14 protein-coding genes are annotated in these 16,056 nt (G+C 72.4%); 9 read left to right on the top strand and 5 right to left on the bottom strand.

Going from position 1 to position 16,056, the window contains the following annotated elements; translation table 11 throughout:
- Positions 1–10: 10 nt before the first annotated feature.
- From VT52_RS03310 to VT52_RS03295, 4 genes are read left to right on the top strand one after another with little or no spacing between them, the layout of a single operon-like run.
- A complete protein-coding gene (locus tag VT52_RS03310; protein WP_046421067.1) occupies positions 11–988 on the top strand; it encodes a GNAT family N-acetyltransferase in 978 nt (325 codons plus the stop codon).
- Complete coding sequence (locus VT52_RS03305; RefSeq protein WP_240509629.1) at positions 985–2,301, top strand: extracellular solute-binding protein; 1,317 nt, start codon at positions 985–987, stop codon at positions 2,299–2,301. Before VT52_RS03310 ends, VT52_RS03305 begins: the two co-directional genes overlap by 4 nt.
- Positions 2,298–3,251, top strand: coding sequence for a carbohydrate ABC transporter permease (locus VT52_RS03300; RefSeq protein ID WP_240509628.1), 954 nt, complete (start codon positions 2,298–2,300; stop codon positions 3,249–3,251). Before VT52_RS03305 ends, VT52_RS03300 begins: the two co-directional genes overlap by 4 nt.
- Entirely contained in the window at positions 3,248–4,129 is an 882-nt protein-coding gene (locus VT52_RS03295) for a carbohydrate ABC transporter permease (protein ID WP_240509627.1), read from the top strand. Before VT52_RS03300 ends, VT52_RS03295 begins: the two co-directional genes overlap by 4 nt.
- 24 nt (positions 4,130–4,153) lie before the next feature.
- On the opposite strand, the gene VT52_RS03290 is transcribed toward VT52_RS03295, so the two are convergent.
- Both VT52_RS03290 and VT52_RS03285 read right to left on the bottom strand, forming a co-directional pair.
- Positions 4,154–5,317 carry an ABC transporter substrate-binding protein gene (locus VT52_RS03290; RefSeq protein WP_206306427.1) on the bottom strand — a complete coding sequence of 388 codons (1,164 nt, stop codon included), beginning with the start codon at positions 5,315–5,317 and terminating at the stop codon, positions 4,154–4,156.
- Positions 5,318–5,509: 192 nt separating this feature from the next.
- Positions 5,510–6,946 (bottom strand): gamma-aminobutyraldehyde dehydrogenase, encoded by a 1,437-nt coding sequence (locus tag VT52_RS03285; protein WP_046421064.1) that lies wholly within the window; start codon positions 6,944–6,946, stop codon positions 5,510–5,512.
- 205 nt (positions 6,947–7,151) lie between these two features.
- Here VT52_RS03285 and VT52_RS03280 point away from each other — a divergent pair, with 205 nt between their 5' ends.
- The 5 genes from VT52_RS03280 (at position 7,152) to VT52_RS03260 (ending at position 12,510) form a co-directional block, all read left to right on the top strand.
- On the top strand, positions 7,152–7,670 hold the full coding sequence (locus tag VT52_RS03280) for an Lrp/AsnC family transcriptional regulator (RefSeq protein ID WP_046421063.1): 519 nt from the start codon (positions 7,152–7,154) through the stop codon (positions 7,668–7,670).
- Positions 7,655–9,037 (top strand): aspartate aminotransferase family protein, encoded by a 1,383-nt coding sequence (locus tag VT52_RS03275; RefSeq protein WP_079174803.1) that lies wholly within the window; start codon positions 7,655–7,657, stop codon positions 9,035–9,037. The genes VT52_RS03280 and VT52_RS03275 overlap by 16 nt, the downstream gene beginning before the upstream one ends.
- Positions 9,038–9,227: 190 nt before the next feature.
- Positions 9,228–9,968 (top strand): ABC transporter ATP-binding protein, encoded by a 741-nt coding sequence (locus VT52_RS03270; protein ID WP_046421061.1) that lies wholly within the window; start codon positions 9,228–9,230, stop codon positions 9,966–9,968.
- A complete protein-coding gene (locus tag VT52_RS03265; protein ID WP_046421060.1) occupies positions 9,950–11,263 on the top strand; it encodes a hypothetical protein in 1,314 nt (437 codons plus the stop codon). Before VT52_RS03270 ends, VT52_RS03265 begins: the two co-directional genes overlap by 19 nt.
- Positions 11,264–11,361: 98 nt before the next feature.
- On the top strand, positions 11,362–12,510 hold the full coding sequence (locus VT52_RS03260; protein WP_046421059.1) for an LOG family protein: 1,149 nt from the start codon (positions 11,362–11,364) through the stop codon (positions 12,508–12,510).
- A gap of 88 nt (positions 12,511–12,598) precedes the next feature.
- Here the strand turns inward: VT52_RS03260 and VT52_RS03255 are convergent, their stop codons facing one another.
- Genes VT52_RS03255 through VT52_RS03245 form a run of 3 tightly spaced genes read right to left on the bottom strand, consistent with a single transcriptional unit; the run spans position 12,599 to position 16,038 of the window.
- On the bottom strand, positions 12,599–13,396 hold the full coding sequence (locus VT52_RS03255) for a maleylpyruvate isomerase family mycothiol-dependent enzyme (protein WP_046421058.1): 798 nt from the start codon (positions 13,394–13,396) through the stop codon (positions 12,599–12,601).
- A gap of 24 nt (positions 13,397–13,420) precedes the next feature.
- Positions 13,421–14,440, bottom strand: a complete 1,020-nt coding sequence (locus VT52_RS03250) for an ABC transporter ATP-binding protein (RefSeq protein WP_046421126.1) — start codon at positions 14,438–14,440, stop codon at positions 13,421–13,423.
- Entirely contained in the window at positions 14,437–16,038 is a 1,602-nt protein-coding gene (locus VT52_RS03245; RefSeq protein WP_046421125.1) for an ABC transporter permease, read from the bottom strand. Before VT52_RS03245 ends, VT52_RS03250 begins: the two co-directional genes overlap by 4 nt.
- Positions 16,039–16,056: the final 18 nt, after the last annotated feature.

Below are 16,056 nucleotides of genomic sequence, written 5' to 3'. Positions count from 1 at the left end.
GGACCCGTCGATGACATCGACTCCGGTCGGCCATGAGGAGATCCGCGGGTTCCGGGCGGGTGACGGGCCGCCGCTGGTGGCCGCCTGGTGCCGGAGCGCACCGGCCGATCCGATCACGCCGGACCGCTTCCGCACCCTCGTGCTGCTCGACGCCAACTTCGACCCGGAGGGGCTCCGGGTCGCCGTGGCCGGCGGCCGTGTCCTCGGGGCCGCGTACGCGGTGCGCCGGCTGACCCCGATGTGCGGCACCGACCTGGAGCCGGAGCAGGGCTGGATCCCGTTCCTCTTCGTCGACCCCGCCGCCCGCGGGCGGGGGCTCGGCCGGCTGCTGCTGACCGAGGCCCTCGACTGGCTGCGCGCGCGAGGCCGTACCACCGTGGACTTCTCCTCCTACACCCCTCACTACATCCTCCCCGGCCTGGACGCCCAGACCTACCCGGAGGCGGCGAAACTCCTGGACTCGCACGGGTTCCGGACGCTGTACGAGGCGGCCGCGATGGACCGTTCGCTCGTCGGCCACCGGATGCCGGACCCCGTCGCCCGGCGCCGCGACGAACTCACCTCGCGGGGCTACCGGTTCAGCACTCCGGCCGACGACGACCTGGTGGAGCTGATCGCACTCGCCGGGACCCGCTTCACCCCGGACTGGGCGCGCGCGATCCGGGAGTGCCTGGCGGGCGGGGCCCCACTGGACCGGATCGTCGTCGCCCGGGAGCCCGGGGGGCGGCTGGTGGGGTGGGCGATGCACGGGGCGTACGAGTCGGCGGTCGAGCGGTTCGGACCGTTCGGGGTGATGGAGGAGATGCGCGGCACCGGGCTCGGCAAGATCCTGCTGCACCTGGCGCTGGCCCGGATGCGAGCGCGCGGCGCGCACGGGGCGTGGTTCCTGTGGACCGGCGAGCGGTCACCGGCGGGCCACCTGTACCGCGCCGCCGGGTTCACCACGACCCGGGTGTTCCGGGTCCTGCGCCGGGAGACCGCCCGGTGACGCGGCCCCGGCACGGCCTGGACCGGCGGCACTTCGCCCTCGCGCTGCCCTCCGCCCTGCTAGCCGCGGGCTGTGCCGCGCCGCGCCGGGGCACCGGCCGGCCCGGGGACCCGATCGTCCTCACCCTGCTCTCGCACTACTCCAGCGGGGCGCTGAGGAAGGCGCTCCAGGACCCGGTGGACGAGTGGAACGCCACCCACGACCGGGTCAAGATCCGTACGGAGGCGGTGGAGTTCACGGATCTGCTGACCACCTTCATGGTCCGGCAGGCCGCGGGACGCGGCGCCGACATCATCCAGCCGTACTGCCTGTGGACCGGCCAGCTCGTCCGGGCCGGTGTGCTGCGGCCCGCCCCGCCGGAGCACACGGCGGAGATCCGGCGCGGCTACACCGCGGCCGCGGTCGGCGCCGCCTCCGTCGGGGGCCGCGTCTACGGCTACCCCACCGAGGTGCAGACGTACGCCCTGTACCACAACAGGCGGCTGCTGCGCGCGGCCGGCATCGATCAGCCCCCGCGCACCTGGCCGGAGTTGACCGAGGCGGCGCTGCGCACCACGCGCCGCGACCGGTACGGCAACATGCTGGTGCAGGGGTTCGGCCTCTCCTCGTACGACGACTCCACCACCGTCGGCCAGACCCTCGCCCTGCTGAACGCCGCCGGGGGCACCTTCGTCAGCGCGGACGGCCGGGGCACCGCGATCGACTCGCCGGCCGGGCGGGCGGTGTTCGAGCTGGAGCACCGGCTGGTGGCCGAGGGAGCGAGCGCCCCCGGTGTCAACGTCTACCAGGCGTTCCCCGCCGGGCAGGTGGCCATGGTGATCAGCGCGGGCTGGTGGACCGGCAGCCTGAGGCCCCTGATGGGCGCCGCCTACCGGGAGGTCGGCGTCGCCCCCGTGCCCGTCCCCCGCGCGGGCGACCGGCCCGCCACCCTGTCCACCGGATTCCTGCTCGGGGTCAACGCGGCCAGCCGGTTCCCGCGCGAGGCATGGGAGTTCCTGCGCTGGCTCAACGCGGAGCGGACGGGCGCGAAGGGCGTGACGCGCATGAGCGCCCTCCAGGTCTCGGTCGGCTCGCTCACCGGCCGGGCCGACGACATGCGGGCGCTGCTCGGCACGGGCGGGGACCCGAATCTGCGGCCGTTCCTGGACGCGCTGGCGTACGCGGTGCCGGAACCGAACGTGCCGGGCGCCCAGCAGGCCAAGACGCTGCTGCGCACCAACATCGAGGCGCTGTGGACCGGTCAGCGGTCGGTCGAGGAGGCGCTGCGCAGCACACGCCGGCAGGTCGATCAGGAGGTGTCGCGCCTGTGGTGAACACGCTCGCGCCGGAGCGGGCCGAACATCCGGCGTCCCGCGCACGGCCGGCCGGACCCGGCCTCGCCGCCCGCGCCCGCCGCCGCCAGACGGTGGTCGCCTATCTCTTCCTGGCACCGACCCTGCTGTTCTTCGCGGTCTTCCTCGTCCTGCCGCTCGGCTTCGCGCTGCTGCTGTCGATGTCGCGCTGGGCGGGGTTCGACCTCGGGGACATCCGGCCGGTCGGCCTGGACAACTTCACCGGGCTGTTCGCGCGCGGATCGACGTTCCTGACGCCGATCCTCGCCAACACGGTGCTGTTCGCGCTGGGGACGGTGGCCGTCGCGCTCGCGGGCTCGGTGCTCGTCGCCACCTGTATCGACCGGCTGCGGTTCCAGGGGCTGTGGCGGACGCTGTACTTCCTGCCGATGGTCACCACCGTGGTCGCCGTCGGCAATGTGTGGAAGTACATGTACGAGCCGGGCGGCCTCGTCGACGGAGTCCTCAACGCCCTCGGGCTCGCCTCGGTCGCCTTCCTCCAGGACCCGCACACGGCGCTGCCCGCCGTGGTGGTCGTCCAGGCGTGGGCCTCCGCGGGGTCGGCGATCCTCGTCCTCACGGCGGGGCTGAAGTCGATCCCGCGCTCGTACTACGAGGCCGCGGAACTGGACGGCGCCGGTGCCGTCACGGTCTTCCGGAAGATCACGCTGCCCTTGCTGCGGCCGTCGCTGCTGTTCGTGTGCATCACCCAATTCCTCACCGGGCTCCAGTCGTTCGCGCTGATCACGGTGATGACCAAGGGCGGACCCGGCGACGCTACGGCGGTGGCCGCGCTGGAGATGTACCGGCAGGCGTTCTCGTACGGCGACTGGGGCACGGCGAGCGCGGCGGCGTTCGTGCTTTTCGTGGTGGTGCTGGTGATCACGCTGGTGCAGTTGTGGGTGCTGCGGCGCAAGGGGGAGGACGCGTGATCCGCCGCCGTCACCGGTTGCCGTGGGTGTCGTATCTCCTGGTCGTGTCGGGTGCGGTGCTCATGGTGGTGCCGTTCCTCGACATGGTGATGACCTCCTTCAAGGGACCGGGAGAGGCGGGGAGGCTGCCGTACCGCTTCCTCCCGCGCGGCTTCGGCTTCGGCTTCGGCAACTACCGTGCGGCGCTGGACCAGTTGGATCTCCCGGTGCTGTTCCGCAACAGCGTCACCGCGACTGCGCTGATCACCGGCTCGGTGCTGCTCACCTCGTCGCTCGCCGGCTACGCGCTCGCCAAACTCCGGTTCCGGGGGCGGGACCTCATCTTCCGGCTGGTGCTGACGACGATGATGTTCCCGCCGTTCCTCTTCTTCATCCCGCACTTCCTGATCCTGGTGCACTGGCCGCTGGCGGGCGGCAACGACCTGCTCGGGCGGGGCGGCGCGGGGCTGACCGTGAGCATCGTGGCGCTCACGATGCCGTTCCTCGTCAACGGGTTCGGGATCTTCCTGATGCGCCAGTTCATGATCTCCGTCCCGGACGAGATCCTGGAGGCCGCCCGCCTCGACGGCGCGGGCGAGTTCACCCTCTGGTGGCGCGTCGTCCTGCCCCAGACCAAACCGGTCCTCGTCACCCTGGCCCTGCTGACCTTCGTGGACGCCTGGAACGAGTACATCTGGGCCCTGCTGATCTCCACCGCCGACCCGGGCGTGATGACGCTCCCGGTCGGTATCCAGCTCCTCCAGGACCACGTCGACCCCACCCGCACCATGCCGGTCGTCATGGCGGCCCTGGTCCTGAGCGTCCTCCCGGTCCTCGTCCTCTTCCTGCTGCTCCAGAAGCACTACATCCGGGGCGTGGTGCTCAGCGGCCTGAAGTGAGGCCACCTGGCGGACACGCCGGGGTCAGAGACCCACGATCCGGTTCCAGCGCCGGGCGAACTCCACGCGTTCCACGGAGGTGATGTCGCGGGCGATGGCGAGGTGGGAGCGCATCGTGGCGTCGGGGAAGATCAGGGGATTGCCGGCGAGGGCCGCGGTGTCCTTGTCGGCGGACGCGGCCAGGATCTCCCTGGCGGCCGGGACCGGGCAGACGTAGTTGACCCAGGCGGCCAGCCTCGCGGCGACCTCGGGCTCGTAGTAGTAGTCGATCAGGCGCTCGGCGTTGGCCTTGTGCGCGGCCCGGTCGGGGATCATCAGGGAGTCCGACCACAGCTCGGCGCCCTCCTCGGGGACGACGAAGCGGATGTCGGGGTTGTCCGCCTGGAGCTGGATGACGTCGCCCGAGTACGCCTGGCAGGCCAGGACGTCGCCGCTGACCAGGTCCTTGGTGTAGTCGTTGCCGGTGAAGCGGCGGATCCGGCCCCGGCGGACCTGCCGTTCCACCTCGTCGCACATGGTGTGGAAGTCGTGCGCGGTCCACTTGGTGATGTCCACGCCGTTGCCCTGCATCAGCAGCGCGAAGGACTCGTCCAGGCCGGACAGCAGGGTGACCCGGCCCTTGAGGTCGTCCGCCCACAGGTCCTTGACCGCACGGATCTCGCGGCCGAGCTTCTTGTGGTTGTAGGCGATGCCGGTGATGCCGGACTGCCACGGCACGGTGAACCTGCGGCCCTCGTCGAAGGCGGGCGTGCGCAGCAGCGGGTCGAGGTACTTCGCCACGTTCGGCTGGTGCGCGCGGTCCATCTCCTGGACCCAGCCCAGCCGTACGAACCGGGCGCACATCCAGTCGCTGATGACGATCAGGTCGCGGCCGGCGGACTGGTGGTTCATCAGCGCGGGGCTGATCTTGCCGAAGAACTCGTCGTTGTCGTTGATCTCCTCGGCGTACTCCACCCGTATACCGGTGCGCTTCGTGAACGTGTCGAGGGTGGGCCGACGGTTCGGGTTCTTGTCGTCGGTGTCGATGTACAGCGGCCAGTTCGCCCAGGTCAGCCGGCGATCGGTGGCGGACTCGTCGCTCACCGGGCGATCGCCGGGCCGCACGTAGGCGGCGGGCACTCCACAGCCGGCCAGCGCGCCGAGCGCGGCGGTGCCGCCGAGCGCGCTCAGCAGGGAACGGCGGGACATGGACGTACGCGAGGAAGTCTGGGGCACCCCGGAAGGATGCCGCTCCCCCGTCCGGGCACACAATCGACGCTGCGTCGAGCGGGGAGCGCCCTGTCCGACACCTTGTCGATCAGTGCCGTTAGGCGGAAAGCGGCCCCCGCACAGGGAGGTGAACCAACCCGTGCGGGGGCCGCCGGTGACGTCCCGGGTCCGCTAGCCCAGCGACGTCATCACGTGCTTGATCCGCGTGTAGTCCTCGAAGCCGTACGCCGAGAGGTCCTTGCCGTAGCCGGACTTCTTGAAGCCGCCGTGGGGCATCTCCGCGACCAGCGGGATGTGGGTGTTGATCCACACGCAGCCGAAGTCCATCTTCTTGGACATGCGCATCGCGCGGGCGTGGTCCTTGGTCCACACCGAGGAGGCCAGGGCGTACTCCACGCCGTTGGCGAACTCGACGGCCTGGTCCTCGTCCGTGAAGGACTGGACGGTGATGACCGGTCCGAAGACCTCCTTCTGGATGATCTCGTCGTCCTGCTTGACGCCCGACACCACGGTCGGCGCGAAGAAGTAGCCCTTGTCGCCGACCCGCTTGCCACCGGCCTCCACCCGCGCGTGCGCGGGCAGGCGCTCGATGAAGCCCTCGACCTGCTTGAGCTGGTTGGGGTTGTTCAGCGGGCCGTAGAGGACGTCCTCGTCGTCCGGCTGCCCGGTCTTCGTCTCCTCGGCGGCCTTGGCCAGCGCGGCCACGAACTCGTCGTGGATCGACTCGTGGACGAGGACGCGGCAGGCGGCCGTGCAGTCCTGGCCGGCGTTGAAGAAGCCCGCCACCGAGATGTCCTCGACGGCCTTGGCGATGTCGGTGTCCTCGAACACGACGACCGGCGCCTTGCCGCCCAGCTCCAGGTGGACCCGCTTGAGGTCCTTGGAAGCGGACTCGGCGACCGACATGCCGGCGCGCACGGAGCCGGTGATGGAGGCCATCGCCGGGGTCTCGTGCTCGACCATCAGGCGGCCGGTGTCACGGTCGCCGCAGATGACGTTGAAGACGCCCTTGGGCAGCACCGAGCCGATGATCTCGGCGATCAGCACCGAGGAGGCGGGGGTGGTGTCCGAGGGCTTGAGGACGACCGTGTTGCCCGCGGCGAGCGCCGGGGCGAACTTCCACACGGCCATCATCATCGGGTAGTTCCACGGCGCGACCTGGGCGCAGACGCCGATCGGCTCGCGGCGGATGATCGAGGTCATTCCCTCCATGTACTCGCCGGCCGAGCGGCCCTCCAGCATCCGCGCCGCACCGGCGAAGAAGCGGATCTGGTCGACCATCGGCGGGATCTCCTCGGAGCGGGTGAGCCCGGTGGGCTTGCCCGTGTTCTCCACCTCGGCCGCGATGAGCTCCTCGGCCCGCTCCTCGAACGCGTCCGCGATCTTCAGCAGGGCCCGCTGGCGCTCGGCCGGCGTGGCGTCGCGCCAGGCGGGGAAGGCGCGGGCGGCGGCCTCCATGGCGGCGTCCACGTCCGCCTGCCCGGACAGCGGCGCGGTCGCGTACGCCTCGCCCGTCGCGGGGTTGACCACGTCGGTGGTCCGTCCGTCGGCGGCGTCCCGGAACTCACCGTCGATGTAGTTGCGCAGACGACGCAGCTCGGTGCTCACTGCCGGCCTCCTGATCTGGTTCGAGGGTTCGAGCGGTCCAGTCCGGACGGCCCGTGCGGCTGTCCGATCACTGAGACACCCCACCCTAGTCGGCACCCCCACGTTTTCAACACCCCCGGTGCCGCCACATCTGCGAAATCCGCAACCCCAGATCCCTCAGACAACGAATTTCATCGATCGGGGCTTGCGAAACTGACGAGACCTCGTGCAGAGTGAGCGCGTGGCCAGTCGAAGCGCAGACCAGAGGGACTCGTCCCGCGAGTCCAGGAACGGCACCCCGCAGCTGGATGCCGTCTCCCTCGCCATCATTCAGCAGCTCCAGGAGGACGGCCGCCGGCCGTACGCCGCGATCGGCAAGGCCGTCGGCCTGTCGGAGGCGGCCGTGCGCCAGCGCGTCCAGAAGCTGCTGGACCAGGGCGTGATGCAGATCGTCGCCGTCACGGACCCGCTCACCGTGGGCTTCCGCCGGCAGGCGATGGTGGGCATCCACGTCGAGGGCGATGTCGAGTCGATCGCCGACGTGCTGACTGACATGTCGGAAGTCGAGTACGTGGTGATGACCGCGGGCTCGTTCGACATCCTCGCCGAGATCGTGTGCGAGGACGACGACCACCTGCTGGACGTCATCAACAAACGCATCCGGGCACTGCCCGGCGTGCGCTCCACCGAAAGCTTCGTGTACATGAAGCTGAAGAAGCAGACCTACATGTGGGGAACCCGATAACCGTGACCCAGAAGGACCTCAGCCGCACCGCGTACGACCACCTGTGGATGCACTTCACCCGCATGTCCTCGTACGAGAACTCCCCCGTCCCGACGATCGTCCGGGGCGAGGGCACCTACGTCTACGACGACAAGGGCAAGCGCTACCTCGACGGTCTCGCGGGCCTGTTCGTGGTCCAGGCCGGGCACGGCCGCACGGAACTCGCCGAGACCGCGTTCAAGCAGGCCCAGGAGCTGGCCTTCTTCCCGGTGTGGTCCTACGCCCACCCGAAGGCCGTCGAGCTCGCCGAGCGCCTCGCCGACTACGCACCCGGCGACCTGAACAAGGTCTTCTTCACCACCGGCGGCGGCGAGGCGGTCGAGACCGCCTGGAAGCTGGCCAAGCAGTACTTCAAGCTGACCGGCAAGCCCACCAAGTACAAGGTCATCTCCCGCGCGGTCGCCTACCACGGCACCCCGCAGGGCGCCCTGTCCATCACCGGCCTGCCGGGCCTGAAGGCCCCCTTCGAGCCGCTGGTGCCGGGCGCGCACAAGGTGCCGAACACCAACATCTACCGCGCGCCGATCTTCGGTGACGACCCGGAGGCCTTCGGCCGCTGGGCCGCCGACCAGATCGAGCAGCAGATCCTCTTCGAGGGCCCGGACACCGTCGCCGCGGTCTTCCTGGAGCCGGTGCAGAACGCCGGCGGCTGCTTCCCGCCGCCGCCCGGCTACTTCCAGCGCGTGCGCGAGATCTGCGACAAGTACGACGTGCTGCTCGTCTCGGACGAGGTCATCTGCGCCTTCGGCCGCCTGGGCACGATGTTCGCGTGCGACAAGTTCGGCTACGTCCCGGACATGATCACCTGTGCCAAGGGCATGACCTCGGGCTACTCCCCGATCGGCGCCTGCATCGTCTCCGACCGCCTGGCGGAGCCGTTCTACCAGGGTGACAACACCTTCCTGCACGGCTACACCTTCGGCGGCCACCCGGTCTCCGCGGCCGTGGGTCTCGCCAACCTCGACCTGTTCGAGCGCGAGAACCTCAACCAGCACGTGCTGGACAACGAGGGCAGCTTCCTCCAGACCCTGCAGAAGCTGCACGACCTGCCGATCGTCGGCGACGTCCGCGGCAACGGCTTCTTCTACGGCATCGAGCTGGTGAAGGACAAGGCCACCAAGGAGTCCTTCAGCGACGAGGAGACCGAGCGCGTCCTGTACGGCTTCCTCTCCAAGGCGCTGTTCGAGAACGGCCTCTACTGCCGCGCCGACGACCGTGGCGACCCGGTCATCCAGCTCGCCCCGCCACTGATCTCCAACCAGGAGACGTTCGACGAGATCGAGCAGATCCTGCGGGCCACCCTCACGGAGGCGTGGACCAAGCTGTAATCAGCTGACGGTGTGACCGCGACCGGCCCCGGAGCCGCCCGTTCGAGTGAGAACGGGGGCCCGGGGCCGTGTGCTGTCCGGCCACCGTGCGGCGGCTGCCTAGCGTGCCAGTGACCGATCGGCCCTGCCTTCGTTCCCTCGTATGGAGGAACGGGCACGGGAAAACGGATCAGAACCGAGGTGTACGCCCATGGAGGCTCCGCCGGACAACGACGTGCTCTGGGCACGGTCCCTGCACTTCACACACCCCGACGGCTCCCCCGGGCTCTCCGGGGTCACGCTCGCCGTACGGGAGGGCGAGATCCTCGCCGTCAGCGGCCCCCGGGGCAGCGGCAAGACGACCCTGCTGCGCTGTCTGTCCGGACTGGAGCCGGTGGCCGAGGGCGAGATCTGGTTCAACAGCACACCCCTGCACACCCTCGGCCCGGCGAACCGCGAACGGCTGCGCCGCGACCGCTTCTGCTGGATCGGCCCCGAACCGGCCCTGGTGCCCGAGCTGAACGCCTGGGAGAACGCCGCGCTGCCGCTCATGCTGCGCGGCACCAGCCGCCGCCGGGCCAAGACCACCGCACTGGAATGGCTGGAGCGCCTGGACGTCGGAGAGGCGGCCCGCAAGCTCCCGCACCGGCTGATCCAGTCCGAACGCCAGCGCGTCTCGATCGCCCGCGCGCTGGCCCCGGCGCCCACCGTGCTCTTCGCCGACGAGCCGACGGCGCCGCTGCACCGCGCGGACCGCGGCCATGTGCTGCGCACCCTCACCAGCGCCGCCCGCTCGCACGGCATCACCGTGCTGCTCGCCACCAACGACCCGGAGACCGCCGCCCTCGCCGACCGCACGGTGAACCTGCTGGACGGCAGGCCGGTGCGGACCGTACACCTGCCGGAGGTCCCCGACGCGGAAGGCCGGGCCGCGTGCTCGATCTCCGTCTGACCCGCGCGGCCCGCCCCGCCGTCCAGCTGCGCCGCCTGCTGGTGGCAGCGGCCTCGGCGGGCACCGGCTTCCTGCTGCTGTCCTGCCTCGGCTACGCACTGAACCACCCCGAGGCCGCGGGCTCGGGCGCGCTGCGGCTGGCCTGGTGCGGGGTGCCGGCCGCCGCGACGGTGTACCTCGCCCTCGCCGTGGCCCGCACCGACCCCGGCACCCGCCCGCGCCCCGGCCTCTCCGCCATCGGCCTCGGCCCGGCCCGGCTGATGGTCATCTCCGCCCTGGTCACGGCCCTTTCCACGCTCCTGGGCTCGCTCGTCGCCCTCTCCCTCTTCCTGTATCTGCGCGGCGACCTGACCAAAATGCCCTTCGACGGCGCGGCCGCGTCCTTCCTGGCCGCCGGCAAGTCCCTGCCCCTCGCGGCGACCCTGACCCTACTGGCGGTGGTGCCGGGGGTGGCGACGGGAGCGGTGGCGCTGGCACTGCGGCCGAGGGATCCACAGCCGGTGGCGCGGCCGCAGCGCAGGTACCTGCCGTTCGTCCGGCAGGCCGGCGGTCCGGCCGTGGAAGGCCGTACCGGCGAGGCGGAAGCGGGGGGCGCGGAGGGTGCGCCCGCCGGGGAGGACACCCCGCGGGCGCGGGCCGGCGCGACCGGCGCCCGGCCCGCGCCGGCGCCGGGCACCGACGAGACCGACGGCGGCGCCCCCGCCGGCCTCCCCTGGGCGGTGGCCCTCGTCGCCACCGGCCTCACCGCCCAGGCGTACGCGGGACGCACGCCTCCCACCCCCGCCTTCACCTTCACCGCCGTCCCCAGCGGCGCCGGCCTCTTCCTCCTCGGCTGGCTGCTCACCGCCGTCGGCCTGATCCTCGCCACCCCCGGCCTCACCCACCTCTGCGGCCGCCTCCTGCAGTGCGCCCGCCCCGGCGCCCTCCGCCTCCTCGCGGGCCGGGGCCTGATGGCCGAGGCCACCAGGATCGGCCGCCCCCTGGGCATCCTGTGCGCGGTCACCGCCGCCGGGTACGCGATGACCACCCTGTACGACGCCCCCGCCCGCCCCTTCGGCCCGCTCAGCGCCCTCGGCGCGCTGGTCGTCGCCGGCTGCGCCTTCGCCACTCTGCTGACCGCGGCCGTCGAAACCCGCCAGTGCCGTACCGAGACCACCGCCGCCCTGCTGCGCCTCGGCGCCCCCGTGACCGTCCTGCGCGGCGCCGCGGCCCTGCGCGCGTTCGCCCTGCTGGCCTTCTTCGCGCCGCTCACCCTGGCGATCGCCGCCCTGGCCGCCTTCCCGCTTACCCGCTGACCCGCTGCCCCGCCGACTCGCCGACTCGCCAAGGGGCCGTCCGGGACGTCGCCGGACCCGGCCGCGGCGGGGGCGGTACCGGTCCCTAGCATGGGCGGATGCCTCCCCCACCCGCCCAGCCGCGGCGACGCGCCGGCCGCGCCCAGGAGATCGAGTCGCTCGCCGAGTTCGACCGGGCCGTCGCCGAGCACGGCTCGCTCGCCGGCTACCGCGTCCAGGCGGTGGACCTGACGGGCCGTACCGACGCCCTGCTCCGGCTCGACACCACGGACGCCGTCTTCCTGGGCTGTCCGATGGCTCCCGAGGCCGCCGCCCGGGTGCGCGCGTCCGGCGCCCTGGTGTTCCCGCCGGTCCCGGGCCTGCCCTTCGACCCGTACCGGGCCCACCCGTACACGCCGGACGAGCTGTTCGCGTCGCTGGAGCAGGGGTACGAGGCGACGCCGGACGCGCGGGCCTACGGCTGGTCCAGGCGGACGACGGCCGACGGCGACGTGTTCGCCTCGATGCTGCGCGCGATCCACGACGACGCCGTCTCCGACGCGCTGGACGAAGTCCTCGGCGGATGCCGGGTGGTCGGGATCATGGGCGGTCACGCGATGGCCCGGGGCACGGTCGGGTACGCCGGTGCCGCACGGCTCGGCCGCTCGCTCGCGCGCGCCGGATTCACGGTCGCCACCGGAGGCGGCCCCGGCGCGATGGAGGCGGCGAACCTCGGTGCGTACACCGCCCCGTTCGCGGACGCGGTGCTGGAGGAGGCGCTGGTGCCGCTCGCCAAGACGCCCTCCTTCCGGCCGTCCGTCACGGAGTGGGCGCGGGCCGCCTTCGAGGTGCGCGCCCGCTGGCCCGAGGGGGGCACCTCGATCGGCATCCCGACCTGGTTCTACGGCCACGAGCCACCGAACGCCTTCGCCTCGCACATCGCCAAGTACTTCGCCAACGCCCCCCGCGAGGACGGCCTGCTGGCCCGCTCCACCGCCGGAGTGGTGTTCCTGCCGGGCGCCGCCGGGACCGTACAGGAGATCTTCGACAACGCGACGCCCAACTACTACGAGTCGTACGGCGCGCCGCGGCCGATGGTGCTCGTGGACCGGGAGCACTGGACACAGGAGCTGCCGGCGTGGCCGTTGCTGCGATCGCTGGCGCGCGGGCGGGACATGGAGTCCCGGATCACCCTGGTGGACCGGATCGAGGATGTCCCGGAGGCACTCGCCCGATCCGGGGACGGGGCGCCTCAGGGATCACCGTAGGGGCACTTCCCGGCCACCGGATGCGGCGGGCACGCGGCTGATCGCGTCAGGGCCCGCACCCGGCACCGCCGAAGCACCCCCGGCGTGATCAGCCGAAGTTCGAGTTCTCCAGCCAGAACTCCAGCACCTCGCGGTCGCCCACGACGTCGAGGCCCGGGGTGTCCAGCGGGAGCCGGCGGTAGAAGGCGAGCAGGACCGAGGTGAGCGGCCCGCGCAGGGCGACCGTCGCCTTCTCGTGGCCGCGCCGCCAGCTGACGCCCTTCTCGTCCATCTCCACCAGCCACTCGGCGTTCAGCGCCGGCTCGGCGTCGGTGGCGTGCAGATGGATGCTGCGGGGGGACCCGTACAGATCCGCGGCCCACTCGCGGACGCCGGTGCGCTGCACCCACTCCACCAGTTCCAGCCACTCGTCCAGCGCGTCGGCGGCGATGTCGGGCGCGACGTCGTACGGCGCCCCGACGGTGAGCGCCGCGTCGGCGCGGTGGACGGTGATCTCGTGGGCCATCCGGCGCGCCCAGAACCCGCTGGTGGCCATGCCGGTCCAGCTCCACACCGCGGTCTCGGGTCCCGCCTCGCGCAGCGCCCCGACGACCAGCTCGCCGCTCTGGGCCAGCCAGGCGTCCAGCGCGGCCGGGTCGCCCTGCTCCTCGGGGCCGCCGCCGAGCGGGACCCGGTCCCGCGGGAGCATTTCCCGGGCCCGTTCCCGCACCAGCGTGCCGGACCAGCGCAGGGCGCCGCCCATGTGCCGTACGAGCCGTTCCAGCGACCACTCCGGGCAGGTCGGCACGGTGGCCGACAGATCCGCGCCGGCGGTGATCAGCTCTCTCAACTGCCCTACTTGCAGGGCGATTTCGTCACAGTAACGCTCATGCGCGAGGTAGCTCATGGGCCCACCCTAGGCGGCGGACGATCAGTCGAGCACGACGATTTCGGCCGCGTCGAACTCCGCGCCCACCGCGTCCCCGGTCTCCGGCGCCTCCCGCAGCGCGCAGGCGGCTTCCAGCCGGGGGCCGTCCGGGGGCTGGAGGTGGACGGCGACATGGGTGCCCTTGAAGGTGCGGGCGGAAACCGTGCAGGCCAGCCCGGTGCCGGCGGGGACGAGCCGCACCCCCGCGGGCCGCACGAGCAGGGTCCGGGCCCCCTGCGGGGCGTCCCGCGGCACCGGCAGTTCGCCCCAGGGACTGTCGGCGACCGTGCCGGCGACCGTCGCCGGGACCACGTTGTCGAAGCCGAGGAAGCCGGCCACGAACGCGTCGGCGGGACGCCGCCAGACCTCGAGTGGCGTGCCCGACTGGGCGATCCGGCCGTCCCGCATCACCACCACCCGGTCGGCCAGCGCGAACGCCTCGCCCTGGTCATGGGTGACGGCGAGCACGGTCGTGCCCAGCCGGCCGAAGAGTTCACGGAGTTCGACCACGAGGCGTTCGCGCAGGGAGCGGTCGAGCTGGCCGAGGGGTTCGTCCAGCATCAGCAGCCGGGGCCGGGGGGCTAGCGCACGGGCGAGGGCGACGCGCTGCTGCTCGCCGCCGGACAGCGCGGCCACCGCCCGGCGGGCCGCGCCCGGCAGCCCGACCAGTTCCAGCAACTCGCCCACCCGGTCGTCCCGTTCGCCCTTGGTCACGCCGTGCATCCGCAGCCCGAACGCCACGTTGGCGCCGACGTCGCGCTGCGGGAAGAGCTGGTGGTCCTGGAACATCAGGCCGACCCCGCGCCGGTGCGCGGGCACCCCGCCCTGGTCCCGCCCGGCGAGCGACACCCGCCCGGCGTCGAGAGCCTGGAGCCCGGCGACCGCCCGCAGCAGGGTGGACTTGCCGCTGCCGCTGGGGCCGAGCACACACACCACCTCGTGCTCGGCGACCTCCAGGTCCACCGCGTCCAGCACGGCCCGCCCGCCGAAGCGCACGGTCGCGCCCTGGAGGCTCAGCATCAGAACTCCCCCGTCCGGTCGGTGCGCAGCCGCTCCAGCAGAAGCAGGGCGGCGGCGCACACCACCATCAGAATGGTCGAAAGGGCCATCGCCTGGCCGTAGTTGAGATCGCCGGGCCGGCTGAGCAGCCGGGCCACGGCGACCGGCAGGGTCGGGTTGTCGGGCCGGGCGATGAACACGGTCGCACCGAACTCGCCGAGCGAGACGGCGAACGCGAACCCGGCCGCGACCAGCAACGCCCGCCGCACCAGCGGCAGGTCGATCTCCCGCCACACCCGCCAGGGCGAGGCCCCGAGCACGGCCGCCGCCTCCCGCAGCCGGGTGTCGACCGCGCGCAGCACCGGCAGCATGGTGCGGACGACGAAGGGGGCACCGACCAGGGCCTGGGCGAGCGGCACCAGGATCCAGGACTGGCGCAGGTCCAGCGGGGGCCGGTCGAGGGCGATCAGGAAGCCGAAGCCGACGGTCACGGCGGACACGCCGAGCGGGAGCATCAGCAGCGCGTCGAAACCCCGTACCAGGCGGCCCGCGTCCCGGCGGGCCAGCGCGGCGGCGGCGAGGCCGCCGATCACCACGGCGATGGCGGTGGCGGCGACGGCGTACTGGAGCGAGGTCCACACCGCGTGCACCGGCGCCACCAGGAACGTTCCGCCGTCGGTGCGGGTCAGCGCCCGGTAGTAGCCGAAGCCGGGGGCGTCCAGGGAGCGGCGGACGAGGACGGCGAGCGGCAGCACCAGGAGCAGCAGGACGGTGGCGAGGACGCCGGCGAGCAGTGCCCGCTGCCCGGCGCCGCGCGGCCGCCGCGCGGTGAGCGCGGGGTCGACCAGGCGCAGCGCGCTCTCCCGGCGCCGTACCGTCCAGGCGTGGACGCCGAGGATCGTGCCGACGGCGGCGAACTGGACGAGGGTGAGCACGGCGGCCGTGGTCAGGTCGAAGACCTCGGAGGTCTGGCGGTAGATCTCCACTTCGAGGGTGGAGAAGGTGGGACCGCCGAGGATCTGGACCACGCCGAAGGAGGTGAAGGTGAACAGGAACACCATCAGCGCGGCGGCGGCCACGGCGGGCGCCAGGGCGGGCAGCGTCACCTTCCGCCACGCGGCGAGGGGCGAGGCGCCGAGCATCCGCGCGGCCTCCTCCTGGCGCGGGTCGAGCTGGGCCCACAGTCCGCCCACGGTCCGCACGACGACCGCGTAGTTGAAGAAGACGTGCGCGAGCAGGATCGCCCACACGGTGGTGTCCAGCCGGACGCCCCACAGCTGGTCGAGCAGACCGCCGTGGCCGACGAGCGCGAGGAAGGCGCTGCCGGCGACGACGGTGGGCAGCACGAACGGGACGGTGACGACGGCCCGCAGCACCTGTTTGCCGGGGAAGTCGAGGCGGGCGAAGACGAACGCGGCGGGCAGCGCGAGCAGCAGGGTGAGCGCGGTGGAGGCGAGCGCCTGCCAGGTGGTGAACCACAGCACGTGCCGGATGTCCGGCTGGGTGACCACGTCCGCGATCCGCCCGAACCGCCAGGCGCCGTCGGTCCGCAGCCCGCGCGCCACGATCGCGGCGACGGGCCAGGCGAAGAACACGGCGAAGAACGCGACGGGCAGGGCCATCAGGCCCAGCCGCGCCGC

Origin of the sequence: Streptomyces malaysiense (assembly GCF_000980885.2) — a bacterium.
GTDB classification, from domain to species: domain Bacteria; phylum Actinomycetota; class Actinomycetes; order Streptomycetales; family Streptomycetaceae; genus Streptomyces; species Streptomyces malaysiense.
This window is presented reverse-complemented; position numbering and strand designations above follow the sequence as displayed.